This window comes from Streptomyces sp. NPDC051183, assembly GCF_040682455.1.
Classification (GTDB): Bacteria; Actinomycetota; Actinomycetes; order Streptomycetales; family Streptomycetaceae; genus Streptomyces.
In genome coordinates this window covers 44,025-69,013 of the sequence record NZ_JBFBBA010000041.1, presented here as the reverse complement: position 1 = coordinate 69,013, position 24,989 = coordinate 44,025, and the positions used below count along the sequence as shown (strand labels likewise).

At 70.6% G+C, this 24,989-nt stretch carries 29 protein-coding genes; 4 read left to right on the top strand and 25 right to left on the bottom strand.

All coding sequences use genetic code 11. The annotated features are described in order from the left end of the window. Nucleotides 1–158 precede the first annotated feature (158 nt). From AB0M99_RS29995 to AB0M99_RS29940, 12 genes are all read right to left on the bottom strand, one after another. A complete protein-coding gene (locus AB0M99_RS29995) occupies nucleotides 159–746 on the bottom strand; it encodes a hypothetical protein (protein WP_365925919.1) in 588 nt (195 codons plus the stop codon). Nucleotides 747–829: 83 nt separating this feature from the next. Then, nucleotides 830–1,453 (bottom strand): vWA domain-containing protein, encoded by a 624-nt coding sequence (locus tag AB0M99_RS29990; protein ID WP_365925917.1) that lies wholly within the window; start codon nucleotides 1,451–1,453, stop codon nucleotides 830–832. A 264-nt stretch (nucleotides 1,454–1,717) separates the two neighbouring features. Beyond that, nucleotides 1,718–1,948 carry a hypothetical protein gene (locus AB0M99_RS29985; RefSeq protein ID WP_365925914.1) on the bottom strand — a complete coding sequence of 77 codons (231 nt, stop codon included), beginning with the start codon at nucleotides 1,946–1,948 and terminating at the stop codon, nucleotides 1,718–1,720. A gap of 178 nt (nucleotides 1,949–2,126) precedes the next feature. Beyond that, the gene (locus AB0M99_RS29980) at nucleotides 2,127–2,735 is read right to left on the bottom strand and encodes a hypothetical protein (protein ID WP_365925913.1); all 609 of its coding nucleotides are present in this window, start codon (nucleotides 2,733–2,735) and stop codon (nucleotides 2,127–2,129) included. Continuing rightward, on the bottom strand, nucleotides 2,705–3,013 hold the full coding sequence (locus tag AB0M99_RS29975) for a hypothetical protein (protein ID WP_365925911.1): 309 nt from the start codon (nucleotides 3,011–3,013) through the stop codon (nucleotides 2,705–2,707). Before AB0M99_RS29975 ends, AB0M99_RS29980 begins: the two co-directional genes overlap by 31 nt. A gap of 73 nt (nucleotides 3,014–3,086) precedes the next feature. After that, the gene (locus AB0M99_RS29970; protein WP_365925909.1) at nucleotides 3,087–3,464 is read right to left on the bottom strand and encodes a hypothetical protein; all 378 of its coding nucleotides are present in this window, start codon (nucleotides 3,462–3,464) and stop codon (nucleotides 3,087–3,089) included. Between the two features lie 507 nt (nucleotides 3,465–3,971). Then, nucleotides 3,972–4,310: a hypothetical protein gene (locus AB0M99_RS29965; protein WP_365925907.1), complete on the bottom strand. Its 339-nt coding sequence runs from the start codon at nucleotides 4,308–4,310 to the stop codon at nucleotides 3,972–3,974. A 77-nt stretch (nucleotides 4,311–4,387) separates the two neighbouring features. After that, nucleotides 4,388–4,651 carry a hypothetical protein gene (locus AB0M99_RS29960; RefSeq protein WP_365925905.1) on the bottom strand — a complete coding sequence of 88 codons (264 nt, stop codon included), beginning with the start codon at nucleotides 4,649–4,651 and terminating at the stop codon, nucleotides 4,388–4,390. 279 nt (nucleotides 4,652–4,930) lie between these two features. Next, on the bottom strand, nucleotides 4,931–5,377 hold the full coding sequence (locus AB0M99_RS29955) for a hypothetical protein (RefSeq protein WP_365925903.1): 447 nt from the start codon (nucleotides 5,375–5,377) through the stop codon (nucleotides 4,931–4,933). A gap of 544 nt (nucleotides 5,378–5,921) precedes the next feature. Then, the gene (locus tag AB0M99_RS29950) at nucleotides 5,922–7,124 is read right to left on the bottom strand and encodes a S8 family serine peptidase (RefSeq protein ID WP_365925901.1); all 1,203 of its coding nucleotides are present in this window, start codon (nucleotides 7,122–7,124) and stop codon (nucleotides 5,922–5,924) included. Nucleotides 7,125–7,808: 684 nt separating this feature from the next. Next, on the bottom strand, nucleotides 7,809–8,279 hold the full coding sequence (locus AB0M99_RS29945; RefSeq protein WP_365925900.1) for a hypothetical protein: 471 nt from the start codon (nucleotides 8,277–8,279) through the stop codon (nucleotides 7,809–7,811). After that, entirely contained in the window at nucleotides 8,276–8,842 is a 567-nt protein-coding gene (locus AB0M99_RS29940; RefSeq protein ID WP_365925898.1) for a hypothetical protein, read from the bottom strand. Before AB0M99_RS29940 ends, AB0M99_RS29945 begins: the two co-directional genes overlap by 4 nt. 703 nt (nucleotides 8,843–9,545) lie before the next feature. On the opposite strand from AB0M99_RS29940, the gene AB0M99_RS29935 reads away from it, so the two are divergent. After that, complete coding sequence (locus tag AB0M99_RS29935) at nucleotides 9,546–9,929, top strand: hypothetical protein (protein WP_365925896.1); 384 nt, start codon at nucleotides 9,546–9,548, stop codon at nucleotides 9,927–9,929. Nucleotides 9,930–10,039: 110 nt separating this feature from the next. Here the strand turns inward: AB0M99_RS29935 and AB0M99_RS29930 are convergent, their stop codons facing one another. From AB0M99_RS29930 to AB0M99_RS29910, 5 genes are all read right to left on the bottom strand, one after another. Beyond that, a complete protein-coding gene (locus tag AB0M99_RS29930; protein WP_365925894.1) occupies nucleotides 10,040–10,231 on the bottom strand; it encodes a hypothetical protein in 192 nt (63 codons plus the stop codon). A 109-nt stretch (nucleotides 10,232–10,340) separates the two neighbouring features. Further along, on the bottom strand, nucleotides 10,341–10,685 hold the full coding sequence (locus AB0M99_RS29925; protein ID WP_365925892.1) for a hypothetical protein: 345 nt from the start codon (nucleotides 10,683–10,685) through the stop codon (nucleotides 10,341–10,343). A gap of 81 nt (nucleotides 10,686–10,766) precedes the next feature. Beyond that, entirely contained in the window at nucleotides 10,767–11,675 is a 909-nt protein-coding gene (locus AB0M99_RS29920) for a hypothetical protein (RefSeq protein ID WP_365925890.1), read from the bottom strand. A gap of 499 nt (nucleotides 11,676–12,174) precedes the next feature. Further along, nucleotides 12,175–12,516 carry a hypothetical protein gene (locus AB0M99_RS29915; protein WP_365925888.1) on the bottom strand — a complete coding sequence of 114 codons (342 nt, stop codon included), beginning with the start codon at nucleotides 12,514–12,516 and terminating at the stop codon, nucleotides 12,175–12,177. Nucleotides 12,517–12,737: 221 nt separating this feature from the next. Beyond that, the gene (locus AB0M99_RS29910; RefSeq protein ID WP_365925886.1) at nucleotides 12,738–12,998 is read right to left on the bottom strand and encodes a DUF6225 family protein; all 261 of its coding nucleotides are present in this window, start codon (nucleotides 12,996–12,998) and stop codon (nucleotides 12,738–12,740) included. A gap of 192 nt (nucleotides 12,999–13,190) precedes the next feature. On the opposite strand from AB0M99_RS29910, the gene AB0M99_RS29905 reads away from it, so the two are divergent. Then, a complete protein-coding gene (locus AB0M99_RS29905) occupies nucleotides 13,191–13,598 on the top strand; it encodes a hypothetical protein (RefSeq protein ID WP_365925884.1) in 408 nt (135 codons plus the stop codon). Here AB0M99_RS29905 and AB0M99_RS29900 read toward each other — a convergent pair. The 5 genes from AB0M99_RS29900 to AB0M99_RS29880 form a co-directional block, all read right to left on the bottom strand. Continuing rightward, a complete protein-coding gene (locus AB0M99_RS29900) occupies nucleotides 13,549–14,634 on the bottom strand; it encodes a DUF6744 family protein (protein ID WP_365925882.1) in 1,086 nt (361 codons plus the stop codon). The two genes, AB0M99_RS29905 and AB0M99_RS29900, sit on opposite strands and share 50 nt — an antisense overlap. A 67-nt stretch (nucleotides 14,635–14,701) precedes the next feature. Next, complete coding sequence (locus AB0M99_RS29895; RefSeq protein ID WP_365925881.1) at nucleotides 14,702–16,330, bottom strand: VWA domain-containing protein; 1,629 nt, start codon at nucleotides 16,328–16,330, stop codon at nucleotides 14,702–14,704. A gap of 17 nt (nucleotides 16,331–16,347) precedes the next feature. Next, nucleotides 16,348–17,556 carry an AAA family ATPase gene (locus AB0M99_RS29890; RefSeq protein WP_365925879.1) on the bottom strand — a complete coding sequence of 403 codons (1,209 nt, stop codon included), beginning with the start codon at nucleotides 17,554–17,556 and terminating at the stop codon, nucleotides 16,348–16,350. Between the two features lie 256 nt (nucleotides 17,557–17,812). Continuing rightward, nucleotides 17,813–19,117, bottom strand: a complete 1,305-nt coding sequence (locus AB0M99_RS29885; protein ID WP_365925877.1) for a UDP-N-acetylglucosamine 1-carboxyvinyltransferase — start codon at nucleotides 19,115–19,117, stop codon at nucleotides 17,813–17,815. Nucleotides 19,118–19,218: 101 nt separating this feature from the next. After that, nucleotides 19,219–20,118: an NAD-dependent epimerase/dehydratase family protein gene (locus tag AB0M99_RS29880; RefSeq protein WP_365925875.1), complete on the bottom strand. Its 900-nt coding sequence runs from the start codon at nucleotides 20,116–20,118 to the stop codon at nucleotides 19,219–19,221. 328 nt (nucleotides 20,119–20,446) lie between these two features. Between AB0M99_RS29880 and AB0M99_RS29875 the strand changes: the two genes are divergently transcribed. Next, nucleotides 20,447–21,568, top strand: a complete 1,122-nt coding sequence (locus AB0M99_RS29875) for a transcriptional regulator (RefSeq protein WP_365925873.1) — start codon at nucleotides 20,447–20,449, stop codon at nucleotides 21,566–21,568. Between the two features lie 92 nt (nucleotides 21,569–21,660). Here the strand turns inward: AB0M99_RS29875 and AB0M99_RS29870 are convergent, their stop codons facing one another. Next, nucleotides 21,661–22,146, bottom strand: coding sequence for an NUDIX domain-containing protein (locus AB0M99_RS29870; protein WP_365925871.1), 486 nt, complete (start codon nucleotides 22,144–22,146; stop codon nucleotides 21,661–21,663). A gap of 141 nt (nucleotides 22,147–22,287) precedes the next feature. Between AB0M99_RS29870 and AB0M99_RS29865 the strand changes: the two genes are divergently transcribed. Then, nucleotides 22,288–22,578 (top strand): hypothetical protein, encoded by a 291-nt coding sequence (locus AB0M99_RS29865; RefSeq protein ID WP_365925869.1) that lies wholly within the window; start codon nucleotides 22,288–22,290, stop codon nucleotides 22,576–22,578. A gap of 306 nt (nucleotides 22,579–22,884) precedes the next feature. On the opposite strand, the gene AB0M99_RS29860 is transcribed toward AB0M99_RS29865, so the two are convergent. Then, a complete protein-coding gene (locus AB0M99_RS29860) occupies nucleotides 22,885–24,039 on the bottom strand; it encodes a hypothetical protein (protein WP_365925867.1) in 1,155 nt (384 codons plus the stop codon). Next, nucleotides 24,039–24,887, bottom strand: a complete 849-nt coding sequence (locus AB0M99_RS29855) for a hypothetical protein (protein ID WP_365925865.1) — start codon at nucleotides 24,885–24,887, stop codon at nucleotides 24,039–24,041. Before AB0M99_RS29855 ends, AB0M99_RS29860 begins: the two co-directional genes overlap by 1 nt. Nucleotides 24,888–24,989 lie beyond the last annotated feature (102 nt).

Below are 24,989 nucleotides of genomic sequence, written 5' to 3'. Positions count from 1 at the left end.
GGGGGGGGGGGGGTGGGGGGGGGGGGGGGGGGGGGGGGGGGGGGGGGGGGGGGGGCGGGGGGGGGGGGCCCCCCCCCCGCCCCGGCTGGGCGGCTACCGCGCGGGGACGGTGCTGTCGTCGCGGGCCGGGTGGTGGGCGTCAACCGTGGAGTGGGCAACTAGGCCAGTCTCTTGAGTAGGTCGGTGACGACGCCGGCCTGCTCGGCGTTCAGGCCCTCGATCGTCAGGGAGATCGTGGCCCCCGAGGCGCCGACGACGGCCGTTGCGCTGAGCGGCTTGGACCCGGCGCCGATGACCGTGGTCTGCCTGCGGTACGGAGCGTCGGAGCGTATGAGGATGTCCGGCATGGTGGCGGCGAGCTCGTCCGCGATCTGCTGTGCGACAAGGGCGCGTTCGCGCCGTTCGGTGCGCTGCGCCCGGATCAGGGCCTGCCGCTCGTCACGCGCGGCCGCGTACTGGGGCAGGAGCCTGCGGCGGATGTGCCCGGCCACGTACCGGGGGCTGCGGGGCGTGACGCCGATTTCCGGGGAGGAGGGGCCGTAGCGGAGGTCGCGGGCCTTGGTGTCGGGCAGGAGGGCCCGGACGGTTCCGGGAAGGAGGACGAGTCGTCCGCCCCGGCCGTCGACGAGCTGGAAGCGGCCGGGCCAGGTGGCTGGCCGGGGTGACCATTGCGGCCCCAGCTCGGCGGCGACGGCGCGGGCGAACTCGGCCTCCGGATTGGGGGCGGTGCGGGTCGGGGTGGACACGGGGTGGAGCACCTTTCGTCGTTCATGGCACCCGGGGGCGCGGGCTGCCGCGCCCCCGGGTGCTTCGGTGGACCGGACTGCGGCTACTTCGCCCCGTCGGCGGCCTCGCGCTCCTCGCCGGTGAAGGTGAACTCGCCGGTCTGGGTGCCGCGCGCGACCATCCGGCCGGTGGCGGTGAGGGATTCGCGCGTCTGGGAGGTGTCGAATCCCAGGGTGGTGGCTGCGGGGACTCCGAGGCTGCCCGCGACCTCGAACGCGTCCTGGTTGGCGCCGAGGAACACCACCGTCCAGCCCTGCGCCCTGACCCCGTCGACCAGGTAGCGGACGACACCCGGCGTGTGCTGGCGGGAGCGGTTGTCCTTGCCGTCGGTCAGGATCACCAGGGTCACCTCGGCGGGCCTCTCGGAGTCCGGCAGCATCGCGATGCGAACCCCCTCGTTCCACACCGTCGAGCCGACGGCGTCCAGGAGGGCGGTCATGCCGCGCGGCTGGAGGGAGAACTCCGGGATGTCGGTGAGCGGGCGGGCGGTGTAGACGGTCTCGACCTCGTCGTCGAACTGCACGAGGGTGACGGTGGTGACGCCGGGTACCTGGCGCTGCTCGTCGAGGAGGGCGTTGAGCCCGCCCACGGTGTCCTCGCGGACGCGGTTCATGCTGCCGGAGCGGTCGAGGACGACGATGATGTGCCGACGGGCGGGGGTGGTCATGGGTGAGAACTCCTCATGCGGGATGGTTCGTGATGGCCGATCCAAGGCTTGCCCTCCTTGTTTCGACATAGACTATTCTACCTATCGAGGTGGTGGGTGTCAATCGAGCGGGAGTCAGGCTTGCCGGCCCTGCTCCCGCAGCCACAGTCGTTCGCCTGCCCGTTTGGCCGCGCGGCGGGCCCATCGCCGCGTACGGCGCCGCAGGGCCCCGCGGATCGAGAGGGGTGCCGCCCCTGCGGGGTGGCGCAGGGCGGGCGGCCGCGGTTAGGCCTTGGTGTCGGCGGGAGCGGCCTCGGTCCGGCATGCGTGGTTGAAGATGCTCCTGCGGGTGGCCAGGACGCCGACAAGGCCGGCCGCCGAAATTCGTACGCCGCAGGCGCAGTCCAGTTCCGTGTACGGCGCGGGGGAGGGCTGGCGGCGGCTCCAGAAGCGCGGGAAGCGGCGCTCCGTGGGGCGGGTGGTCGCAACGGGGGTCTCGGCGGTGTAGGCGTTCACGAAATCGCTCCTCATGGGCGGCAGTGGGGCCGATCCAGGGCTTGCCCTCCCTTTCTCGACATTGACTAGTCTACTTGACGTTCGTGGGTGGCGTCAACTCCGGGTCCCGGTCGCCGTGCGTCTTCACCCGGAGCTGGACGCACACAGGCCGGCTCCGGCAGGCGAGTAGGCCCCGGCGTCACCAGGGGCTGGCGGTCTGGCCGTTCGCCCACATGAGGGTGGTCTCGATCCCGGTGAACCAGTCGTGCGGGAGGTCGCGGCGCTGATGCGCGGCCGCGCTCGCGGCCCACCGTTCCGCCTCGATCTCGAGGATCCCCGGCCCGCCCGGGGTTTTTTGTCCGGTGAGCGGGCCGTGCGGTGTTTCCGCGGCTAGCCAGGCGAGCGCCTCGGCGGCGCCGCGCAGGTGGGGGGAGTCGGTGTCGTGCCCGGCGATGGCGCGGCGGTGGGCCAGGATCGGGGCGGCGCCGGGGCGGATCGCCGAGGGGCGTTCACGGTCGCCACCCAGGGCCCTGAGGGTCTCCGTCGGCGCGGCGTGGGTGGCGGCGAGGATCGCGGCGAAGAGTTCCTCGCGGCGGGCGTAGCGGGGGTCGTAGCCCATCAGCCAGACGGTCGGGTTGGAATTGGCGGGGTCGGCGTCTCGCCAGAGCTGCGCGAAGTACGACTCCAGTCCCTCGTCGTAGCCCCAGGCGCTGAGCTCGGACCAGCCGTCGATGTCCAGGGCGAAACGGAAGCTGCACGGGGCGGTGGGGGCTGCCATCAGCTTGCCACCCACCCGAAGAGCAGCCATGCCGGCTGTCCGTCGACGGGGTGGAGGGGAAGGGCTCCGGCCGGGCCCCACTTGTCGCGGATGCGGTCGTCGTCGGCTTCGATCAGCTCGTGGGCGCGGGCCTGGGCGTCGTCCTCGGTCCTTGCTTCCTCCTCGATCAGCACTACTTCGTCCTTCGTTGCGACCGTTCCGGAGTAGGGGTCGTGGCCGTACTCGTGCTGGGCCTGCTCGACGGCGTCACGGAACGCCTCGTGGAGCGTCGCTCCGCTCATCACCTGGTAAAAGTCGTGTGCACCCACGGCTGTCTCCTCGGCTCGGTGGTATGTGGTGCGCGATCCAGGGCTTACCCTCCCTGTCGCGACTTTGACTATTCTACTCACATTTGTGGGGGGTGGCAACCGGTGCGGTGGGGAGGGCGGCACGGCGGCGGGCGCGGGGGCGTCCCCACAGCCGCAGCACGGTCCGGTAGGCGAGCCCGGGACAGCCGTTGTCGTAGAGAGTGCGATACGCGGTGCGCCGTGCCGCGTCGTCGCGGGCTTCGGCGTCGAGCTCGTCGCGCTCGGCGCGCAGGTATCCCAGGTAGACCGCGCCGAGCATGTTGTCGGTGAGCTGGCCCATGACGGCCTCGTCGGTGAGACCGTCGCGTTCGGCAACGCGCCGTACGAGCCGGGCCACATGCTCGACGGCCTGTTCCATGGCCTGGGCCCCGAAGTCTTCTTCGCAGACGAGGGCGGGCAGTTGCGTGTTCACGATGTTCTCCAGGTTCGGCGGGATGTGTGGGGTGCGGCGGAGTGCTGGCGGCGTCGTGACCGCGGACCGTTTCTTCCCCGCCCTCCCTGCGCGTTGAGAGTTCGGAGGGGCGGGTGGGTGTGGGCAGGGGAGGCAGGGAGTACCGGAGCCGGTGGAGCGACGCAGGAGCGGTCCGGCGAGGACACGGACCGGACGACCGTGCGGGCCGGGGCGCAGCGACGGACCGCCTGGAGGTCGGGGTCCCGGCTGCACCGGGGTCTGATGGCGTGTTCTGGTGCGGGCCGCGTGCCGGCGACCTGCACCGCCGCGTACGGCGGTGCGCACCGGGGCTCGGACGGGCGGGCCAGGCGACGTTGCTGAGGCTGGGCGAGCGGACGTTCGCGGCGGGATCAACTATCACAATGAACCGTCGCCAACCGCGCGGAACACGACCACCGGCACCTTGCCCGGGGGTGTCTGGCCTGCCCTCTGGGCTCCGGTGGCGGCCGGGCAGGGGGCGGGCTGGGTCTACAGGGCTGTCTGGGAGCGGGGCGGCAGGTGCTCCCTGACTGCGGCGATCAGGGCCTCGCAGTCCTCCTGGAGGGTGCGGTTCCCTCCCTGGGAGTCGTAGATCACCGTGTACTCGCCAGTTTCGTGGTCGCGGTGATCAGCTACGAGGGCGTCGTGGTCCTCGACGGCGTGGTCGACGGTGACATCGGATCCGTCAGTGCGGACTCCGCTGATGGTGATTACGGCGGTGGGGGTGGGGACGTAGACGAAGGACCCTGCGCTGTCTCCGCTCTGTCCGGCGGCGATCTGGTGGCGGTCGAGAGCGCCGAGCAGGTAGTGGGCCAGGGTGGTGGTCATAGGTGCTCCGATAAGGGGAGGGCGGCCTGGGGCGGGGAGTTGCTCCCCGCCCCGGGCCTCGGCGGGTCAGGACGCGGTCAGCTGGTGGGTGTGAAGGTGCCGTGGACGCAGCTGGTTCCGTTCGGGCGGTGGAGCCACGGCGCGCACCACGAGCAGTGCTCGTCCTCGAAGGCCCCGCACCGGGCGCACGCCGGTCCCCAGGGCGGGGGCGTGGTGACCGGCTCGGCGCGCCAGGACTCGGAGGAGTCCCAGGGCGTGGGCGGGGGGCCGGTGAACAGGATGATCCCGCCGGGGTGGAACTCGGCCTGGCCGTGCGGCCATCCAACGGGGGGCTTGCGCATGCAGCTCGCCACGGCTGCGCGCACGGTGGTCCCGCGCCAGGTCTGCGGGCCGCTGGCGGTGCCGGGCGGCGGCGTGACCGTGTAGGCCTCGGAGTAGAGGAAGCGGCGGACCCCTGGCGGCCGCTTCGGCGGAGCTGTAGTAGTGCGCGGTGACCGGGTGGGGGGCGGCAGTCGGCTGCTGGTACGTCATCGCGGTGTCCTTCGTCGGCGCGGGCACCTGGCCGGGTGATGGGTATGTGCCGCTCCCCCGACCGGCGTCTACTCCCTCAGGTGGTTTGGTCAGGCTGTGCGCTGGAGGTCCTTCCAGGTCGCGTACGGGGTCTGGAAGTCCCCGAAGCAGAGCTGGGCCCGGTCGATGACCCAGCGGCTGAACTCTGCGGCTTCGGCCTCGGTGGAACCTCCGGCACGCGCGGTCTCCTTCAGGTCCTCGATGAAGATCGTGTTGCTGGAGAGGGAGTCGTGCGGCAGGACGGAGAGGATCGGCTCACCGCCCGGGGCGGCGTCCGCGGGGCGCTCGCCGTGCATGGAGCCGGGTGTGAGCAGGCAGTCCAGGCCGAGGAAGTCCTTGCCGACCCAGGGGCTGGGCCACATGGTGACGGGGAGCGCGGCCCGTACGGCGTCCTTGGGCATGGAGGGGACGGCGCCGGTGGGGGTGGCCGCGATGTGGGTGGAGACCTCTTCGGCGGTGACCGGCTCGGCCTTGGGGGCCCGGAAGTTGCGAGTCATGATCGCTCCGTAAGTGGTTGGTGGTGGCGCCGGGGCGGGTTCACCCTCCCTCCTTCCGACATAGACTAATCTACCTCATTGAGTGTCACCTGTCCACTCAGAGCGGGCCTTTTTGTAGGTCAGAACACCTTCAAACCGGGTCCGCGCGGGGGCTTCGCGGTCGCTGCCAGCATTCTGGCCGAGCGGGGTGGTTCCCTCCTTGGGCGGCGCTCACGGTGGGCCCTGCGGGCGTGCGGGGACGCGGCACGCTTTTCGCCGCGTCCCCGGGCGGTTGTGGGGCATGGTGCGGAGAGGTGCCCAAGGAGGGAACCACCCCGCGCCCCTTCACCCCTCACCCCACCGGGCCGCGCGGCGCCGTGGCGCTTCACCCCCCTCAGCAGGGTGGCCGGGGGTGCGGGGCAGCGCCCCTGCAGGCCCTACTCCGGCGCGCAGCGGAGCGCGTCGACCTCGCGGTCGGACAGCCACGGCCCGTCCTGCCGACGGGGAAGTCCAGCAGGAGCCGCTGCGCAACCGTTCTCCCGGCAGTTGGCTGCTCCCGGGAGGGTCAACTGCGGCGGCGCTTGACGATCACCGTGGCGGCGAGGCCGAGGCCCACGGCGGCGACTGCGCCGAGTGCCGGCCACTGCCAGGAGAGGCCGGATTCCGCGTCCGCTGCTTCCGCCCGAGGCGCCGCCGCCGCAGCTGTCGGGTCGGTGCCGGGGGCGGGGGTCTTCGGGGCGGCCGGAGCGGCCAGCGGGTCGACGTCGGGCGCCCCCGGGTCTCCCTCGTGGTCGAGCAGCACCTTGCGGGGGCGGGCGACTCCATAGCCCACCCAGTCGCTGCGCTTGGATCCGTCGGTGGGGGCTCCGGCGGTCTGGATGAGGACCCGGGCCACCTGGTTCGCGGTCCAGTCGGGGTGAGCCGACCACACGAGCGCGGCGGAGGCGGAAGCCAGACTGGTCGCGAACGAGGTGCCGCCGTTCCCCGTGCACCAGCCCTTGTTCTCGGCGCAGCGGATCTCGACCTTGCTGCCGACGGAGGTCAGGTCCGTGTCGGGCCCGTGGGAACTGAACGGCATGGCCTTACCGGTCGGGTCGACGGCTCCTACGCCGATGACCCCCGGCAGGCCGGCGATGGCGTTGGTCCAGTTCTTGCCCTCGCCCTCGTTGCCCATCGCAGCGAAGATCAGCAGCCCCTTGCTCTGGGCGTACTCGACGGCGGGCTTGACCTTGTCCATCGGCCAGTCCGGAGTCCAGCCGAGGGACAAGTTGATGATCTTGGCGCCGTTGTCGGCCGCGTACCGGATCCCCTTGGCGGCTTCGGACGCCACGGCGAACGCCATGGGGGTGCCGACGGACGTGCGGATGGGCAGCACCTTGGCGCCGGGAGCCAGTCCCTTGGGGCCGCCTGACGAGCCGTCGCCGACGATTGCCGCGGTCATGGTCGTCCCGTGCCCGACGAAGTCGTCGTGCGGCGGGTAGACGTAGTCCGGGCGCTCGAAAGGCGGCTCGATGTAGGAAACGCCTGGAAGAACGGAGTCGATCTTCCAGCCCGAGCCGTCCTTGACGCCGCTGTCGATGACGGCCACGGTGACGCCGCTGCCGTCCGCGATTTTCCACATCTCGTGGGCCTGCATCTTCGTGAGGTAGCTCCACGAGTCGGTGTCGGCGGCCGCTGGCAATGTCGTGCCGGCGCTGACCGCCACCGCTGCGACGACGATGCCGGCAGCCCTCAGCCATGATCCGTTCCGACGTATGGTGTCCTGCATTTCGCGCCCCTCGGTATCCGTGCGCTGCAATCTCGCGCGGACCTACCCCATCACACTGTCCGTTCGGAGTACCACCCGGCCCGAAATGGGACATTCAGGTTGCATGGGGATCCTTGCTGTGGACGAGCCCTGGGGCGTCTTCATCGCCGTCCCGGCCACCACCAGCGGCGTGTGCGGGGCGGTGCCGGGGGCTCGGGCATGGGCCCGGGTAGAGGGGCGACGCGGTCGGGCGGCGTACCGATCTTGTGGGGATGGACGCACGCTGGCTCTCCGGCCGGGGTGTACCGGTGTCCGTCGGCGGAGTTGAAGGATGCTTCGCCGCACGGCCGGTCGTAGATCACGAACTGCTCGCGCGGGTACCGCAGGGCGGGGCAGATCCCGCAGAGGCGGTGGCCGGAGTCGGGGTCGGTGTGGGGCGTCGGCCCGTCACTGGCCATGAGCCAGCATGACAGAGGCAGAGTCGGCCTCGGCCCAGAAAAGTAAGTCGGGGCCAGACGACACGGACCCGAAGGTCCGTACCGGCCTCGAAGGACCGGCTTGGGCAAAATCGTCTGACCCCTCACCACAAACCACCAGGCAGGGTTCCTCAAACTCAGAGAGCGAGGTCACCCACAAGGAGATTCGTAGGAGTAACTATAGCCGGGCAGGAGCTGCTCTAGTGCTGCGCCCGTATGCCGGCGGAGCTCAGCCGGCCAGCAGCCGCAGAGCAGGCGCCAGGTCTGGCATCGGGGCCTCCTCGCCGCCGCCGGGATCGGGATCGAAGTCCGTGCCGGCTCGCACGTCGAGGCGCCGGGGAGGCCGGACACCTGCGTCGTACCGCAGCGGCCAGATTTCGGCGTCGGCCGCGGACAAGGCGTTGACCATGTGCGCCAGCGACTCGTACCCGGCCAACAGCGGGTTGATCCGGTACCGGCCGGGTGTGGTGCGCGCGTGCAGGATGCCGAGGTCGCGGAGATCACCGATCGCCCGGCCCACGCCGGACTGCTGTATCCCCAGCTTTTCGGCGATCTCCTTCTGCTTGATGACCACCAGGCCGCCGGGCTGCTGCCGAGAAGTCAGGACGTCGAAGACATCGCGTGCGGTCCCCGACAAGCGGGCGTTCGGGAGGTTCTCCCACATCGCGGGGTTGTGAACCAAGGGTGCGCCAGTAGTCATGGCTTCCTCGTCTCAGGCAAGGGGATCACGATCGGCCGGTCCTTGAGTTCCTGCCTCAACTTCTCAACGAGATTACGCTGCCGCCGGCTTCCCCACCGGTACGAGGCTCCGGGGTGAAGCTGGTACAGCCCCTGCCGGGCCTTCCATGCCAGGTTCACGGCGTCGAGTGACTTCAGGGCGCGGTTGATCTTCGAGTGATGGCACCCGAAGTGGCGGCCGAGTTCGGCCTGGGTGACCTTCGTCTGCCCCTCGTGATCATGATTTGCCTTGAAGTGGCTGAACAAATGGTGTGCCATCAGCGGCAGTCCGAAGCGCCACAGGTTGTCCTCGAGGGCAGTCGACTCCGCGATGAACTGCTTCCCGCCGAGGAAGTTGAAGTCGAGCTTCTCGCCGTCCGACGAGATCGTGCCACCCTGCCGGGCGATCTTGGACAGGGTGTCGAGCAGGAGGCGATGTTGCGCCGCACCCAGCGGATCGTCGTCCTGGGGGACCTGCTGCGGCGCAAGCTCCAGTTTGAGCGCGCGCGTCCCAGGACCGGCAGCTTTGCGCCGTGCTTGTGGCACCTGAACTGCTCCTTCAATCGTTCCGCGTCGCCCACACAGTATATCCAAGAGGGTATGCGATCCGGCTTTGACGCGCACAACTTCGAAGATTCACTTGCCGGAACCAAGTTGTGCGTGCCCGCGCACAAAACCCGGGGGCACCAGGGCGGCAAGTTGTGCGTGCATGCGCGCAAAACTTGCGCGTTCCTGCAGGTCAAGCCGGTGCCGCTATCTGTAAGAAGGAACCCGCATCTGCCACGACCTCTCAGTTCGATCCCCGCGTCTCATGCGCGCGCCCCTGCAGTAGAGAAGAACTTCCACCGGCCGCTGGCCTCCGCTGTGTCCTACGATCCCCCCGCCCGGCAGGTGTCCAGGAACGAAGGAGCGCGAGGGCCGTCGTCGGCTGGGGTCCGCGGGGTACCCGGCCCCGCACGCCGGCCGGGGCTACGCCCCCCGGCGGGCGGCTGCTCGCCCTCCACAACGGCGCTGTGCGCCGCTGCGGAGCGCTCCCAGGTGCCACTTGCTCTACGAGGCCTGCTGCGGACCGTGGGGGCTCGGGATCGCGAACAAGGCAATGGCGTGGCTGATACCAGGGGTGGCTGGTGCCCACATTGCGGCCGGTGGGGGTTGCTGGAACCGCCTGCGGGTCTCGTCGTGGCTGGCTTTCTGTGGCTCAGGCCTAAACCACAGACAGGGCCTGGTCGTTGTCTCTACGGTGGAAGGCATGACGATCGCTCCGACCCCATACGAGGAACTGCTCGCAGACCGAGCAGCACGCTTCATGTTGGCCCTCGGCCAGCCTGGCGCGGACATGGAAGCCGGCGGGCCGCACGTCCATGCCGTCCGCATCGCGTACGGGGCGCAAGGTGTCATCGAACTCGCCTACCAGGTCCTCGCCTATATTGCCGACGGCATCGCGACCGGGGGCCGCGATGCGCGCGGCATCGTCGATGTGGAGAGGGTGATGGAGGGCCGCTGGACCGAGGGCTCGCTCCCGGCTGCCGCGGACTGCGCGCAGATCATCTTGGAAGCTTCCACTCCAGCGGTGGCGGGGACCAGGCCGCACGCCAAGCGCTGGCCGGGCTCGGCGTCAGCGAGTCGACCGTGAGCGCCCTGATGACGGTGACCACGGTCATCGTGCACCAGATCGTTCCCCCGGAGGCCTGACCCGGGCACATCGCCGTACGGCATCCAGGAGGGGCGGGTAAACCCTGCAGTCTAGGAGTTTCCCCTGGTCAGCGCGCGTGCCCGGATGTCCTGGACGAGCTTGCGGTTGACCAGCCACTGGGGAGTCAGTCCCTCGACGAGGTTCCGGGCCCGGCCTGCCTGCATGCGCATGAGGCCGACGAAGACCCAGACGGCGATCAAGGCCATCACGGGGGTGCCGAAGACGACGACCGGCATGTTCATGCCCTTTCCTCTCGGTTGCGGAGCGGAGCTGCGAAGCATCGTCGTGGCCCGCCCAGCGGCGGCGCAGGGTAGCTGGGGCAGCGCTCCGGCCAGGCGGCGCCGGGCCGGATCAGGGGATGAGGATGGCAGAGGTGGGGAAGATCGACCAGTCCCACTCGTTGTTGTCGTCGAGGTCGGCCAGGATGATGAGGTCCTCCGGGCTTTCGAGAGCCTCCTTGCGGGCCTCTGCGATCTTGGCCAGCAGGGCGAGGTGGAAGTTCTCGGGCAGGTCCGGTGGGGTCGCCCCCAGGCCGATGCTCGCCTTGTGGGCCAGCATCACCGTGGTCTCGGAGCCGATCTGTGCGGCGGCCACCTCTTCCGTGGAGCCGAGCAGGTGGCCGATGAGGTCGGCGCGGACCAGCTGCCCAAAATGGTCCTCGTGCAACGTGGTGCCCTTTACCCAGACGGCTGACATGCGGTTCTCCCCAAGTTGGCGACGGCCTGTCCATCCTCTCCGACGGCACCGACAGCCGCGGAACCGGCCCTGCCGGCCGCTCTACGTCGCCCCGTGATCGTGATCGAGGAAGCGCTCCAGACCCTCGTCGTCGTAGAGGTCGATCCATGCCTGACCGGAAGGAAGCGGGCCCAGCTCGGCGACCAGGCGCTGGGCGTGTTCGTCGGATGTGCCGCTGAGCGCGGCGCGCAGGCCGGCGGCGTGGTGCTCGCGCACGCGACCGCCCTCCAGGGCCGCCGCGACGACGCCGTCCAGGTAGGCGCGGGCTGGCGGGGTGAGGACGACTGCGTGGACGGCCAGGAAGCTGTCGAAGGCGCTCTCGCCGATCCGGCCACCGGCGCCAGGCTCCCCAGCCTGCGGGACGGGAACCCTCAGGGCCGCGTAGAGGGAGGCCAGCAAGCCGCGGGTGGAGGCTTTGTTGCCGAAGTCCTCCCGCAGGACCGCCCACAGGACATCGAGCAGGGTGACGACCATCAGTGCCGGGTCGGCGGCGGACAGCAAGCCGGGGGAGCGGGGGACAAGTAGACGGCCGGTCCACCGCTGGCGCACGGCCGGTGCGGCAGCCTGGTACTCGACGATGGTCTGCTCGGCGGCGAACACTGCGGCGGCCAACGTCCTCTTGGCGGCGCTGGCCTCGGTGATGAACTCGCCGTCGGGCAGGCTCCAGCCGATCTCCCAATGCCACGGCGCCCGCGGGACGGCCGGCGGGCCGGGCCACAGCGGTGCGTCGAAACCGGGTAGTTCCTGCTCCGGGAGCGGCTCGGGGCGCAGCCGGGCCTCCAGCCGGGTGGAGGAGCCGGGAACCGGCGCGGTGGCGGTGTGCTGCTCGCCGTGCGGGATCCAGTGCAGTGGGGCCGGGGGAACTCGGTGCTCCGCAGCAGGCCGTCGCCGAGGCGGGCCAGGTGTGCGAGGAGTCCCTTGCGGACGGCGGCGGTCTGCAGAGGTGTCCATTGTTCGGGGTTCGTGGACACCAGTCTTCCCAGGAGTGCTTCGTCCTCTTCCGGTGACGGGCCCAGGAAGGGGTCGCCGGCCGAGAGGACGGCGAACGGCCCGCCACCGGCCACCGTACGGGCCTGGCAGGTGTCCTCGGCGAGGAAGGCCAGGTGGAGGTCGGCGCGGGACAGGGCGAACCCGGCCGCGGCGGTGTGCAGTTCGGCGCGGTCCAGCGGGCGCAGGAGCCCGGCGAGGGCGTCGACGAGGGTGGCGGCCTGCCACGGCGTCGGGGGAAGCGTCGTGGGCAGGGCGGGCCAGTCGTCGGCGGTCCTGGCGAGGTCGTCGATCGCGACGGTCCTCGGCGGGACGGCATCGAGGACCACGAAAGCCTGGGTGACCAGCTGGCGGGGGAGCGGATCGGTGGGGGCCCTCTCGCCGGTGAAAGCACAGATCGCCTCCGGCAGCCGTCCAAGCTCCATGTTCAGTTAGTGGACGGCGATTTGAGTGCGGGAGACGCTCACGCGTCGCTCTCCAAGGGCCGGGCGGTCCCGTACGGGCCGGGGTGGAGGGCCTGGACGGCGGGCAGGCGCCAGCCGCGGGCGGTGACGGCTGCGATGACCGACGAAGTCCGTACCGACGGCTCGGCTTGCACAGCCTGGGCCGCGGACACGGCGAGGGCCTGCGCGGCCCCGGACAGGTCCTGGGCCTTCTCGGAGAGATGGGTGAACGAGCCAGCCTCCAAAGCCTGCGCGGCGCGGGAGACGAGGTCGAGAACGTGCACATAGTCGCCGGCGAGGCGGGACTCCTCCGGGCTCAGCCCGGCCGGGTGGCCGCTCATGTCGAGGAGCGCTTCGTCCATGGACATCACGGTACCGCCGGTTCCGCTGCCCGCGGGGGAGAAGGGGGAGAGCTCACCCCTGTGAGGAGCGGGCCCCGCCAGCCGCCGAGGGAGGTCTGGAACGAGGTGGTGCCCGGCGGCGGCAGCATCGGCCGGACGTTGGCACGCCGCCGGGCTCGCCCATTGTCACCTACGCGCCAGCAGCGAGGTCACGACCGCGTGGGCAAAGCAGCGAGGATGAGCTAGTCCACGTCGAGGAAGTAGACGCCAGCTTTGGCATCACCAAAAAGTGTGAACTGGACGGACTCCGTACCGGCGTTGCCGTCGAGGTCCATCTCCACAGGCGAGGCGTCGACGAGCACGAACTCCCCGAAGCCATCGAAATCTCCAGGTGCGTCCGCCACACCGATGTGGATCGGGGTGTCGTCGGGCAGGGCGGCCAGGGCGGAGCGCAGCTGGACCGCCGTCCAGACCTTCGGGGTGTGGTCGAACGTGTCTTCCATGCGGCTGAGCGTAGAGGTCGCGCCCCGGCGTGCGTTCTGCGCCGCGCCGGGCCGGGTAGCCGATCCGGTCACGTGGACCAGCAGGGCACCGGCCGTGACGGTGGGGGGCCTACCCGGCCGGTTCGTCACCGCCGGGCAGGGCACTTCATCGCCGAGTACACCGTTGTCAGTCACACCGGCGAGGATGAGCACATGACCCTGGAATCCCTGACCGCCTTCATGGCCACCGGCTGGTGGTATGCGGCGGTGATCGCGCTGCTCGTGATACTGCTCGTACGAAGCACTTACCGCCGGGTGGCCGACAGCCAGGACACTCCGACCTTCACCGGGCGGGAGGGCGGCGCGGTGCTGTCGCCCGCCCTGTTCAGCCTCCCCCTGCTCTTCCTGCCGTCGGCCTTCGCCTGGGCCGTCCTCGACACCTCCGCCGCGCCGGGCGTCCCGACACTGGCCCTTGCCGTGGTAGTGCTGGCCGTCACGGCCGTCAGCGGGCTGGCCATCGCCCGACGGCCCTGCCCCCCCCAGCGCCGTCTGAGCAAGCCCTGCCGTACGGCTAGGTCTCCTCGGTCGCGGTGGCGAGGAGCCCGCCGAGCTGAATCTTGACGAGCTGGAGGGACGCCCGGGTGTCGTCGAGGGAGGTGGAGAGCAACTCGGAGTGCTCGTTGGTGGCCTCCTGGAGCGCGGTGAACCGCTCGTAGAGCCGCCGGGCCTCCTCGGCTTTCCCGCCGCGCTGGGCCGCGGCGATGTCCTTGCCGAGGGCGTCCAGTTCGTCCTTGGTCTTGGTCGTGAACGCGGCGATGATCATCTCGCGCATCTCCTCCTGGTCCGGCAGCGGAACCCTCACCAGGTGACTGCCCTGGCCGAACCGGCCCACGAGCTCGCGCAAAGAGCCGAGGACCTGAGCGTACTGGCGGTGCACGAAGTAGACGCCGCCGGTAGGCCGGACCCTGATCGCGCTGAGGTATTCGACGTAGCGGCGGATGACCGACCGCAGCTTGTCGCTGGTCAGGTAGGTGCACCGCAGGCGGAAGGCGTTGTCGATGTCGGTGAGCATCTGCCGTACCGTGCTCTGCTCAGCCTCGGGGAGCTTGGCGATGGCTGCGGTGTTCTCCTCGATGGTGAGGGTGCCGGCCCCTTCGGGGCTGTTCAGGGAGTTGTCCCGGTCGAAGACGCAGGTCGCCAGCCGCACGTCGTACTTGAGGCTGGTGCGCGCCTCGTCGCGGACCTCCCGTACGACGTGCCGCACGATCTGTCCGCCGTCGCGCCGTACGGGCCGCACCATCAGCGTGGCGGTCCGCACGAGCTCGGTTCGGCTGCGGCGCCGGCCGTGCCGGCTGGCGGGACCGGTCGCGGTCGGATCGTCCAGGGGGTAGGTCACGCGGACGCCGTCGGGTCCGGTGACGCGTTCGAAGGCATCCACGTACCGCACAGGTGGGGGCAGAAGGTCCTCGTCCAGGTCCAGTTCGGCGAACCAGCCGGCGAGGTCGTCGCGGGTCACCCTACCGTCGAAGATCGAGTAGAGCACCAGGTGGCCCAGGAGCGGCGTGCCCTCGCCCTGCATGGCCTCGGCGTAGGCGTCGAAGGCCGCGTCGCCGGTCTTCAGGTCCGGCTGCCCGGTTTGGGGCGGGGGTGTGGTCATGGTCGTCGGCTCCACAGCGAAATCGGGTGGTCGAAGGACAGGGACGGGCAGCGGGGTGCCCGCAGGGTCAGATCAGGCGGAACAGGTCCGACACGGCCCGCGGGTCGGTGAGGTCCTCCAGCGCCCGCAGGTTGTCGCACAGCGCGTCCAGCACCGACCCGGGCCCAGCCGCCGCACCCCCGCCGATGGCGATACCGAAGAGGCGAAAGCCCAGCTCGCGCTTGGCCTCGTTCCAGCCGTGCACCCATTCCTCGCTCACCCCGCACACTCCGTCGGTGATCAGCACGATGTCGCCCCGGGGCCGGCCGGCGGCGTTGAACTCGGCCTCCAGCACCTCCACCGCCGCGCCGAGGGGGCTCTCGAAGTCGGTGCCGCCGCCGTAGAACATCTCGGCGAAGCCGATGACGTCGGCGATGACGGCGGGGGAGGTGGCGGGGAAGCGGTGGACACTGATCTCGTCCGGCGAACTGAAGAGGATCCCGACGAAGTCGCGCTTGGCCTGCCGGGCCTGGTCCAGGAGCGCCAGCGCGCACCCTTTGGCCCACGCCTCCGCCGTGATGGCGTCGGGGTTTCCGTGGTGGAAGGCCATGGAGGCCGAGGTGTCGACGCAGGCGATGATCGCCCCCTGCCCGGTGGACTGCTCGCCCTGGCTGTCATAGACCATGAGCCCGGCCTCGGCGTACTTCGCCGCGAACACGGCGCGCATCACCGGGACACCCAGGTTCGCCAGCTCGGAGGGCACCACACGGGCAAGATCGTCGCCCAGGGTGATCCCGACGAGTTCGCCGGGGGCGTTCTCCACTCGCCGCGCCCGCTCGCCGAAGGCCATCATCCGAAACCGGCCGATGAGGTCGGCGTACGCGCCGAGCCGGCCCGTACGCAGCCGCTCGGCGAGCCGGGCGCGCTCCGCGAACGGCATCCGCTCGAGCTGGCCCCTATCCAGGCCCCAGGCCCGCATCAGGCCCTCTTCCTCCTGGGCGGCCTCCGCCGCCTGCGCCATCGCGCGCCGCACCCCCGTACGGATGGCCGGTGTCACCGCGGCGAGAGCCTGCGCGGCCGCGAGGGAGGCCTCCTGGGCTGCTTCCTCCGCGGCTTCCGCTCGGGCGAGGGCCCGTTCCACGGCGTCCGCTGCCTCCTCGGGCACGGTCCCGTCCCCGGCCTCCTCCCGGGCAGCGGCGGCCAAGGCCTCGGCGACCTCGCGCGCAGCTTCGGCCACCTCGTCCTGGGCTTCGCGAGCCTGCCGGCCCTTCTCCTCCGCATCCCGGGTCTGCTCCAGGAGACGACGCAGCACCTGGCCCTGGGCGAGGACGGCCATCGCCGCGGCGTACGGATCACCGGCCGTCGCACGGTGCAGCTCCTCGTACTCCGCACTGTCCAGCATCGCGGCCACCACCTGGTGGTTGACCAGCCGCGAGACGTCCATCTCCTGCCGGCCGCGCAGCTGCGGGCTGGCCTTGAACGCGGCCAGGAACACATCACGCAGCAAGTCCTCGGTGTGATCGAAGCGCTCGTTCAGCTCCTCGGCGAGGTCCTGCAGAGCGGTGGCCTGGTCGAAGGTCTCCTGCCAGGTCATGACGTCAAACCGGTCCGCGGCCACGGCCACCGTGGCCTTCGCCTCCACCGGCCTGCCCGTCAGCCCCAGCCAACGGCCCGCCCGCCCGGCCAGGTCCTTGAGCCTCCTCAGTCCCTTCCCCATGGTCATGTATCCCCCCGTCAGGACTGGACGTGGACCAGGGAGGCGTCGACACCGAGAGCCTCCGTCAGGACCCGGGCGTGTACGGCCTTCTGCCGGGCGATGACCCGGTCGATCGAGATCGCGGAACGCCCCGCCTCCACCGTGTCCTTGCGGAGCTTGCCGAGCTTCTTCCCGGCCCGGGCCAGCTTCGTGTTGGCCTCCTTGATCGCCCACTCCGAGAGGGCGTCACGGGACTGGCCGGCCTTCGCGTCGAGCTCGGCCGCCAGCTCCTCGATCGCGTCCGCGAGATCGAGAGCCTCCCTCGCGTCGGGGTTGATCATCTGGAGGACCTCCCGCTCGACGACCGGCCGCTGCGCGGGGGAGTCCCACAGCACGTGCATCAGCACGGACAGATCGTTCTCCGCCACCTCGTCTCGGCCGTCGAGGAACGCGGAAGCCTGGAGCAGCCGCACCGACACCCGCCACCGACGGTCGGAGCAGATCAGTTCCCGCCGGCGCAGAGCAGCACGCAGGGTGCACATCGCGTCCACGATCACGTCGGGGACTTCTACCTCCGGCACCGCGGTGGCAACGGCGTGCCGAAGGTCGGCCAAGGTGATCGTCGTACGGACGGCGGGGACGGGCAGTGTCACTGCGGAGCGGATGAGCGCGGCGAAGTTCGAGGGGTCGCTCAGGTAGTCGACCTCCAGGCGGACCAGGAGCCGGTCGTAGATCGCCGCGCTCTCCTCACCGGAGGGCAGCTCGTTGGACGCGGTGATCGCGGTGATCAGCGGGCAGTGGATCGGTGCGCCGCCGCTCTCGGGGTGGTAGAGCCTCTCGTTGAGGAACCCGAGCGTCTCGTTCAACGCAGCGGTGCTGCACTTGAAGATCTCGTCGATGAAGGCGACGTGCGCGGTCGTGGCCCGGCCGTCGAACACCTGCCGGTACTCGCCCCGGCTGAGCGCCGCGACGTCGATCGGGCCGAACATCCGGGTGGGGCTGGTGAACTTGCTGAGCAGGATCTCCCAAAGGCTGGCACCCTCGACGCGGGTCGTTAGCTCCCGGGCGAGCTCGGACTTCGCTGTCCCGGGCGGGCCGAGGAGTAGCGAGTGCTGGCCGGCGAGCATCGCGACGATCAGGGTCCGCACGACGTCGTCCCGCTCGTAGAACCGTGCAGACAGTTCTGAAGTGATCGCTCGCAACCGGACTGCAGTGTCGGGTGAGCCCTCGAAGTCGCCTGCTGCCATGGCCAATTCCCCTTCACCGAGGCACTGATGAGACACTGCCCAGCCTATCGGGCGCTGCGCAAAAACGTCCGTTTTTGCCGCACTCTCAAGAGGCCGTTTCCACTTCTCGGAGGGTGCAGGTAGCGGATGGACAGCAGAGAACGGTCCGGACGCGGGGGGATGCGTTCGGACCGTTCTGCAGTCCACAGTAGCGGGTGGAAAACGACATCTCGTGTCGTTTTGAATCGGGTTGTCCAGGTCGGCGCGTAGCTCGCTGCTACCCCTGTACGACCTCCGCCTCCGCGCCGAGCTCCACGAACTTCGGCAGCAGACCGCCGTACCCCCGTTCCAGGTGGTAGATCCCGTGGATCGTCGAGGTCCCTTCCGCCGCGAGCGCCGCGATCACCAGCGCGGCGACGGCCCGGATGTCGTCACCGGCGACGGAGGCCGCGGTAAGGCGGGACGGGCCGTGCACGGTGATGGCCGGGCCGTCGGCGGTGACCGCGGCGCCGAAGCTGCGCAGCGGCTCGACGTGGGTGGCCCTGGCCGTGTAGATCCGCTCCTCGATGCGGGAGGCGCCCGGCGCCTGGGTGAGCAGGGCGGTCAGCTGGGGCTGAACGTCCGTGCACGTTGCGGAAGTGGTGGCCATCTGCACGGCCCGGGGGCCCGCAGGGCAGCGGGCCAGCGTGCCGCCGTCCACCGGGACCAGCTCGACTCCGGCGTCGGCGAGCATCGTCACCAGGGCGGCGGGAAACGTGGCGACGGGCACGTCGGCGAGGAGGACCGTCCCGCCGGTGATCGCGGCGGCCAGGGCAAGCGTCGCGGCCTCCAGCCGGTCCGGCGGGACCTGGAAAGTCCCGCCGGCAATCCGGTCGGTGCCGGAGACATGGAGCGCGGTGGTGCCCTCCCAAGCGATGCCGACCCCGCCCGCTTCGAGCAGGGCAGCGGTCGCCCGGACTTCGGGCTCGGAGTTCGGGTTGAGGATGGTGGAGGTGCCGGGGGCGCGGGCGGCCAGCAGCATCGCGGTGACCGTGGCTCCCAGGCTCGGGCCCCACGCCTCGGTCATCACGTCGGTGGTGAACGGCGCCGGGCCCCCGCCGGTGAAGCGGGCGTCAACGTGGGTGTCGGTGACGTCCACGATGGCGCCGGCGTTCTCCATCGCCGCCAGGTGACGGTCAATCCGGCGGTGGCAGAAGGCGTCGCCGCCCGGCAGGGGGAACCGGGCCCGCCCCGCGCGGGCGAGGAGTCCGGCGGCCATGACGGCGGTCGTGCGGATGCGCCTGCCCAACTCGTCCGGGATGACAGGGTCCCAGGCGGCGGCCGGCGTGACCTCGCATCGGTCGCCGCTGATCGTGGCCGTGGTGCCCGTGCTGGTGAGGATCTCCGCGCAGACCTGGGTGTCCAGGATGTGCGGGACCCCGGTCAGGGTCAGCGGCCCGTCGGCGAGCACGGCGGTGGCGTACAGGTGCAAGGCCACGTTCTTGCTGCCCTGTACCGCGACGGTGCCCTCCAGGCGGTGGCCGCCGGTGACGCGGATGGTTCGGGTGTCGGTGAGGGGCGACGGCAGTGTCCGAGCGTTCACGGGTACCTTCCCCGGTGGTGTGAGGCGTGACGGGGTGCTGCTCCCGGCCCCGCCCAAGAGGCGCGGGACCGGGAGCAGCACGGGGACGGGTTCGTGGCGAGTCAGGCCGGGGTCAGGGTGCGCGCGCCGTTCTGGAGGCTCACGGCCAGGGCCTCGTCCAGAGGCATCCGGTCGACGGCCCCGTACGTGCTCGTGAACAGGGTCAGGTCGGCGGTGAACGAATCGATCTCGTTGACGCGCGGTTCGGTGTGGGTGATGGTGCCGGTACCGGCGGCACGGATGACGGCGCGGGCCAGGTCGAGGACGGGGACCGCCGTGCCGGAGCCGCAGTTGACGACGGGCAGCAGCTCGGGGGCGTCCAGGATGCGGGTGAGCATGGTGACGGAGTCGTCGATGTACGTCATGTCGCGGGCCTGAGTGCCGTCGCCGTCGATCATCAGCGGCTTGCCCTCGGAGACGGCGTCGAGGAAGGCGGGGACGACGGCGTCGGGGTCCTCGTAGGCCCCGAAGGTGTTGAAGAACCTGACGACGCCGATCTGGCGGTCGTCGCCCAGGAGGGACCGGTAGATGCCGACGAGCTGCTCGGTGGCGACCTTGCCCGCCGCGTACGGGGAGCGGGGCAAGTACGGCGCGCTCTCGGCGAGCGGGCCTGACTGCTGGCCGTAGACCTCGCACGAGGAGGCGAGCAGCAGGCGCCGCGCGGTCGAGCCGGCGAAGGTGTGCAGGATGTGGCGGTCGACGGCGACGTTGTGCTCGAACCCGCCGATCTCGAAGCTGGCGGGGACGGACTTGAGCGCGGCCAGGTGCACGACGGTGTCGACACCGTTCAGGTCCTGGGCGGTCAGCGTCCGGACGTCACGGACCATCAGCTCCTTCGGGCGCGGGCGCCGGGAGGCGACCGAGAGGTTGTCCAGCGGGGTGACCGTGTGCCCGGCCGCGGCCAGGGCCTGGGTGAGGGCCGAGCCGATGAAGCCGGCACCGCCGGTGATCAGGAGGTTCAAGGGTGCCTCCGCGAAGGGGAAGGGAAAGGCCGCCCGACGATCTGGTGCAGGAAGCCCGGCACAGTCAGGGGGCGGAGTTCGCTCATGGTGCAGCGCGGGCACACCTCAAGGGGGGTGCCAGCAAGGGGTGCATTTCCGGGGCGGGGTACCAGGTTGGGGGGCCAGGATGGGCTCTCACACCGGCAGCAGGCTGAGGGGACATGCCATGGTGGCTCCAGGCGGGATCGGCGTCTTACTCCGGACAATCCGGGAGGACGCCGACCGGACCCGGGAACAGCAGGGGGGTCTGATCGAGCGGGTGCACGGGCGACAGTTCGATGAAGCGAACTTGAAGCGGTGGGAGACGGAGCGGCGTCTTCCCGTCCCGCACTGGCACTCCACCATCGCCACCGTCTACGGGATCACCGTCGAGCAAGTGCGCGCGGCCATCGCCACGTCGCAGCGATACCGAAAGGCCCAGAGCGACAAGGAGAACGACGTGAAGCGACGCAATTTCGGCCTGGCGGTCGTGGCCGCCGGGGCCAGCGTGCTGCCTGGCATCGCGCAAGCCCGCCAGGGCATCGACGGTGCCCTGGCCGGCTCCGCCCAAGGGGAGCTCGAATACCTGGAGGCCGCATTCGAGCGGCACCGCAGCGGGTACCACGGACGGTCACCCGACGCCGTCCTCGCCGAGATGCGCCAGGACCTGGACCTCCTTGGCCAAGCTCTCGCCCGCCCCCACCCCGTACGCGAGCGCACCGACCTTGCCCGGACCGCCGCGGGCATCGCCGGACTGGTGGCCATCGTCCAGCACGACCGCGGTGACCAGCCCGACGCACATGGCTGGTTCAGTACGGCCGCCAGAGCTGCCCGCGAATCCGGCGACCGCCGAATGACTGCCTGGGTCCTCGCCCGCCAGGCCATGGTCCCCCTCAACTACGGTGCCCCCGCGGCCGCCGCCAAGATCGCCGCCCAGGCCCGCCGGGAAGCCGGACGCGCCCCCACTGCCGCCGGCGCGCTCGCCGCCGCCGTCACTGCCCGCTCCCTGGCGGCCCTCGGCGACAAGCACGGAGCCACCGCCGCGCTGGAGAACGTCCGCGCCCTGGCCGAACGCCTCGATGGCGACGCGACCTCGGACACCTGGTTCGGCTATCCCGAGCAGAAGCACCTCGTTCACCTGTCCCAGGCCTACACCCTGCTCGGCAACACCACGGCCGCCTATCAGGCGCAGGACCAGGCCCTCGCACTGACCGCCTCGCCCTCGGTGATGACCCGCGCGCTACTGGCCATGGACACCGCCGCCTGCCTGCGCGCTGACGGAGAGCCTGGTGCTGCGGCCGAGATGGCGGCCAGAGTCTTCGGCGAGCTCCCCATCCCCTACCGCGAGGGACTCATCCGCACCAGAGCCACCACCCTCCACCGCACGCTCGCCGGCCGCCCCCAAGACCTCCTTGGCCAAGCCCTGGCCTGAACCCCGGCAACGGCCCTCACCAGCCGATGCAAGCCATGGGACACGAAGCCCCCGCCTTCCCCCCGTCGGGGAAGGCGGGGCCACTACGGCTATCACGGCGCCGGCACGAACCAGGCCTGGGTCTCGCCCTTCTCCACGAGCGCGATCAGTTCCCGCATCCGCTCGGTCATCGGCGGCAGGGCGTCCAGCGGGAACCAGCCGACCTCGTAGGACTCGTCATCACAGACCTGCGGCGCCTGCCCCGCCTCTGTCGGGCGGCAGGCGAACAAGACCTCGAAGTACTGCGCCCTGTCCCCGTTGCCGTGCCGAACTGGCGGGGAATTCGTCACCGCCACCAGCCGCTCCACCACCACCCGCACCCCGGATTCCTCCGCGACCTCCCGCACAGCCGCCGGGGCCGGATCTTCGCCGGGCTCAAGGATCCCGCTCAACAGCGTCCACCGCTGGTCCGCAGCCGACCGTCGCTGCAAGAGCACCCGCTGGTCCTCGTCGATGACAGCCGCGACGACTCCCGGGAGCCACAACAGGTGATCAGGGCCGACCCGTTTCCGTAGATCTGATACAAAACCAGGAATCATGAATCCACCCTAGGGCGGGAAGCGGGCGTACGGCGGGCATTCGCGGTGCGCGCTGTGGTCGCCGCCGAGGGTATGAGGCGCAGAACCTGCCCCGCCTCCTGGCGCCTTCCGGCCCGAACCACCACGATATCGAGGAGCACCATGGCGACCACCTATCCGACCAGCCTGCCTCCCGTCCCCCAGAACCGGTGGGATGCCGAGAAGCTCGGCGACCGGGGGATCGAGCGGCCTGCCGAGGGCATCGAGGGCCGGCCGGTCGCGGTCGCCGACTTCACCCTCCTCGCCGGCTCCGCCGAGCAGGCCGAGTTGCGGCTGCTCGCGTACATCGACAACGACTACGACGACGATCTGCGCGGCGCGTCAGCGACGGCGACCGAGGAAACGGCTCCGGGCCGCTGGCTGGTGACCCTTCGGGTTCCGGGCGAGTACTGATCCAGCTCCGTAGACCGCCTTCGCCTGCGGCATAGTCCGAGTTCGAGACCCTGCGCCGGGCCCGGCGCTCGTCCGGGCCCGGCTTCCTTCGGAGGTGGCTACTGCCGGTAGGCGGCGATCAGCTCGCGAACCTTCGCCTCGCCGACGCAACCGGCGGGCGCCCCGAACTCCTGCCAGCCGCACAGCTCACACTCTTGCCACCACGGGTTGTCGCTGCCCAGGAACTCCGTGTACGGCTTCCAGCGGTACAGCGCCAGGGCGGCGGCTACGGGGTTTGACGGCCGGACCGGTGGCGCAAGGCGGTGTTCACGCTGCGGTCTCGCGGAGCTCGGACAGGAAGGCGCGCAGTCGCGGTGCGTCGGCGGAGTCGGGGGAGAGGCCTCCGTGGCGGGCGGCGAACTGCCCGGCGAGGTGTTCGGAGTTCCAGCCGCGCTCCCCGGCTTCGGTGACGATCTCGAACCAGATGGCCTCGGGGTCGTTGTCGTCCACGATCTCGGCGTCGATGGGTTCCTCGTCGGCGGCGTTCGCCGCGTTCTCGGGCTTCGCATCGGATGTCTTCCGTACGGTGGCCTTGGCCTTCTCGGCGGCGCGCTTCTCCTTCCCGATGGCGATGAGCTCGGCCTTCAGGGTGTCGGTCATGTCTCCGGCGGCCTCCGCTTCGCGGTAGACGGCGACAGCGGCATCGGCTGTGGGGGCCTTGCGTGCCTCGGCGGCGTAGTCCCGGCCGGTCGGCTCGATCGCCAGGTGCGCGGGCGGCAGCGGGCTCAGCTCGGAGCCGGGGATCGTTCCGGTGAGGGCCTGGCGCACGGTGCCCCTGACGTCGACGACCACGACGGGGAACTTCTTGGTCTTGCCCTCGGCGAGGCGCTGCCGCTGCTCGATGCGCATGCTGATGGGGATGACTCCTCGGCCGCCGGTGCCGGACACGACCATGTCGACCGTTCCGCTCCACTCGTTCGCGGCGTAGAAGCTGTGCGTATCGGCCCGCCACACCCCGATGCCGGGAAGGTCGGGGAGGATGACCTTGATGCGGCTGGTAGCCCGGCACACCTGCGTGGGGCCGAGGAGGTACCAGTTCTCTCCGTGCCGGTCGAGGCAGATGCACGGCTTCTTGGACAGCTTCTCGGTGATGCCGTCGCAGCGGCGTTCGCAGCCGCCGCCGCCCCATTTCTCGTTGTACTGCTGGAGGGGGTCTCCGGGAGGGAAGAGCGCTTCGATGCTCTGGGCTTCGGTGATCACCCTCCACTGGTCGGGGTGGTTGCCTTGTGGTGACCAGCGTTCGACGGTGCCGCCCCACAGGTCGGCGGCGGCCTGTACCCGGGTGCGGTCGTGGCTGGAGACGATCCAGGTCTGGGATTTCACGGGCCGGTTTCGGCCCTTGTCGGTGGGCACGCTCCATCCGGTGCGCAGACGTCCGAGTTCGGCGGCCTGCCGTTGGAGGTTCAGGATTCGTCCGGCCATCAGGCAGCGCTCCTCAGGGGTGTGGGGTCAGGGTCGGCGGGCGGGGTGAGCGGGCGGAACTTCGTCTTCGCGGTGAGCTGGAGGTGCTTGGCGACGGTGAGGGCGGAGCGGAAGCTGGCGAAGGAGGCCCGGTTCGCGTTCATCGGCACGAGGTTGACGCGGCGGCGACGCAGGTTGAGGATCGCGGCCCCGGCGACCTTGGGCATGGGGATGTCCGTGCCGTCGGGGGCCCAGATGACGGGGGCGTACCGGTAGGCCGCGAGCTGCATGTCGTACTCGGGCCACACGTTCGTGGACGCCTGCGTCTCGGAGGTCTTGATGTCGATAAGCCAGAGCTGGCGGCGGCGTCTAAGTGTCGGACCGGTGGGCAGGTGGAGCAGCATGTCCATGGTGCCCGCGTATCCGAGACGCCGGTGTGCGACCGTGGCCTCAGCCGCTTCGAGGTCGCGCTCGGGGTCGACTCCCCATACGTCGAGGAACCTGAGGAATTGGTTGAAGTACGGGGCGACGTCGGGCTCCGCGGCGTCGGAGACGGGTGCGCGCAGGAGGTGCGCCTCGGCCCGCTGGTGGACACGCGAGCCCCGGTCGGCGGCGGTGTCGCGTACGAGGGCGGGCTGCTTCTTGAGCTCCTTGAGGATGGCGTCGGGGTCGGTGCGGGCCTGGGCGACGACGCGCGGCAGGTTGCCCATCACGTAGTTCGCGACGATCTTGGAAGCCCAGGGGACGAGGATGGGTTTGGCGACGGAGTGGTCCAAGACGTTCGTCACGGAGATGAGATCGGGGCCGCCTTGCGGGTCCTCGTAGTAGCGGCCCTGGTCGGTGGCGATGGCCTGCCGGGGGTCGCTCATGGAGCCGATCCCCGACGCTGGGGAGTGGGGGCGGGCCCCGGCTGCATGCCGGGGGCGGCCACGGTCCGTACGGTCACGTGGAGTCCTTGTCGAAGTGGTTCT

What these genes read in the sequence shown, in the direction of transcription:
- AB0M99_RS29990 (WP_365925917.1), bottom strand. Translation starts at nt 1,453, where the DNA reads ATGACCACCCCCGCCCGTCGGCACATCATCGTCGTCCTCGACCGCTCC.
- AB0M99_RS29980 (WP_365925913.1), bottom strand. Translation starts at nt 2,735, where the DNA reads ATGGCTGCTCTTCGGGTGGGTGGCAAGCTGATGGCAGCCCCCACCGCC.
- AB0M99_RS29965 (WP_365925907.1), bottom strand. Translation starts at nt 4,310, where the DNA reads ATGACCACCACCCTGGCCCACTACCTGCTCGGCGCTCTCGACCGCCAC.
- AB0M99_RS29960 (WP_365925905.1), bottom strand. Translation starts at nt 4,651, where the DNA reads ATGCGCAAGCCCCCCGTTGGATGGCCGCACGGCCAGGCCGAGTTCCAC.
- AB0M99_RS29955 (WP_365925903.1), bottom strand. Translation starts at nt 5,377, where the DNA reads ATGACTCGCAACTTCCGGGCCCCCAAGGCCGAGCCGGTCACCGCCGAA.
- AB0M99_RS29950 (WP_365925901.1), bottom strand. Translation starts at nt 7,124, where the DNA reads ATGCAGGACACCATACGTCGGAACGGATCATGGCTGAGGGCTGCCGGC.
- AB0M99_RS29945 (WP_365925900.1), bottom strand. Translation starts at nt 8,279, where the DNA reads ATGACTACTGGCGCACCCTTGGTTCACAACCCCGCGATGTGGGAGAAC.
- AB0M99_RS29935 (WP_365925896.1), top strand. Translation starts at nt 9,546, where the DNA reads ATGACGATCGCTCCGACCCCATACGAGGAACTGCTCGCAGACCGAGCA.
- AB0M99_RS29930 (WP_365925894.1), bottom strand. Translation starts at nt 10,231, where the DNA reads ATGAACATGCCGGTCGTCGTCTTCGGCACCCCCGTGATGGCCTTGATC.
- AB0M99_RS29925 (WP_365925892.1), bottom strand. Translation starts at nt 10,685, where the DNA reads ATGTCAGCCGTCTGGGTAAAGGGCACCACGTTGCACGAGGACCATTTT.
- AB0M99_RS29920 (WP_365925890.1), bottom strand. Translation starts at nt 11,675, where the DNA reads ATGGACACCTCTGCAGACCGCCGCCGTCCGCAAGGGACTCCTCGCACA.
- AB0M99_RS29915 (WP_365925888.1), bottom strand. Translation starts at nt 12,516, where the DNA reads ATGGACGAAGCGCTCCTCGACATGAGCGGCCACCCGGCCGGGCTGAGC.
- AB0M99_RS29910 (WP_365925886.1), bottom strand. Translation starts at nt 12,998, where the DNA reads ATGGAAGACACGTTCGACCACACCCCGAAGGTCTGGACGGCGGTCCAG.
- AB0M99_RS29905 (WP_365925884.1), top strand. Translation starts at nt 13,191, where the DNA reads ATGACCCTGGAATCCCTGACCGCCTTCATGGCCACCGGCTGGTGGTAT.
- AB0M99_RS29900 (WP_365925882.1), bottom strand. Translation starts at nt 14,634, where the DNA reads ATGACCACACCCCCGCCCCAAACCGGGCAGCCGGACCTGAAGACCGGC.
- AB0M99_RS29895 (WP_365925881.1), bottom strand. Translation starts at nt 16,330, where the DNA reads ATGGGGAAGGGACTGAGGAGGCTCAAGGACCTGGCCGGGCGGGCGGGC.
- AB0M99_RS29890 (WP_365925879.1), bottom strand. Translation starts at nt 17,556, where the DNA reads ATGGCAGCAGGCGACTTCGAGGGCTCACCCGACACTGCAGTCCGGTTG.
- AB0M99_RS29870 (WP_365925871.1), bottom strand. Translation starts at nt 22,146, where the DNA reads ATGATTCCTGGTTTTGTATCAGATCTACGGAAACGGGTCGGCCCTGAT.
- AB0M99_RS29865 (WP_365925869.1), top strand. Translation starts at nt 22,288, where the DNA reads ATGGCGACCACCTATCCGACCAGCCTGCCTCCCGTCCCCCAGAACCGG.
- AB0M99_RS29860 (WP_365925867.1), bottom strand. Translation starts at nt 24,039, where the DNA reads ATGGCCGGACGAATCCTGAACCTCCAACGGCAGGCCGCCGAACTCGGA.
- AB0M99_RS29855 (WP_365925865.1), bottom strand. Translation starts at nt 24,887, where the DNA reads ATGAGCGACCCCCGGCAGGCCATCGCCACCGACCAGGGCCGCTACTAC.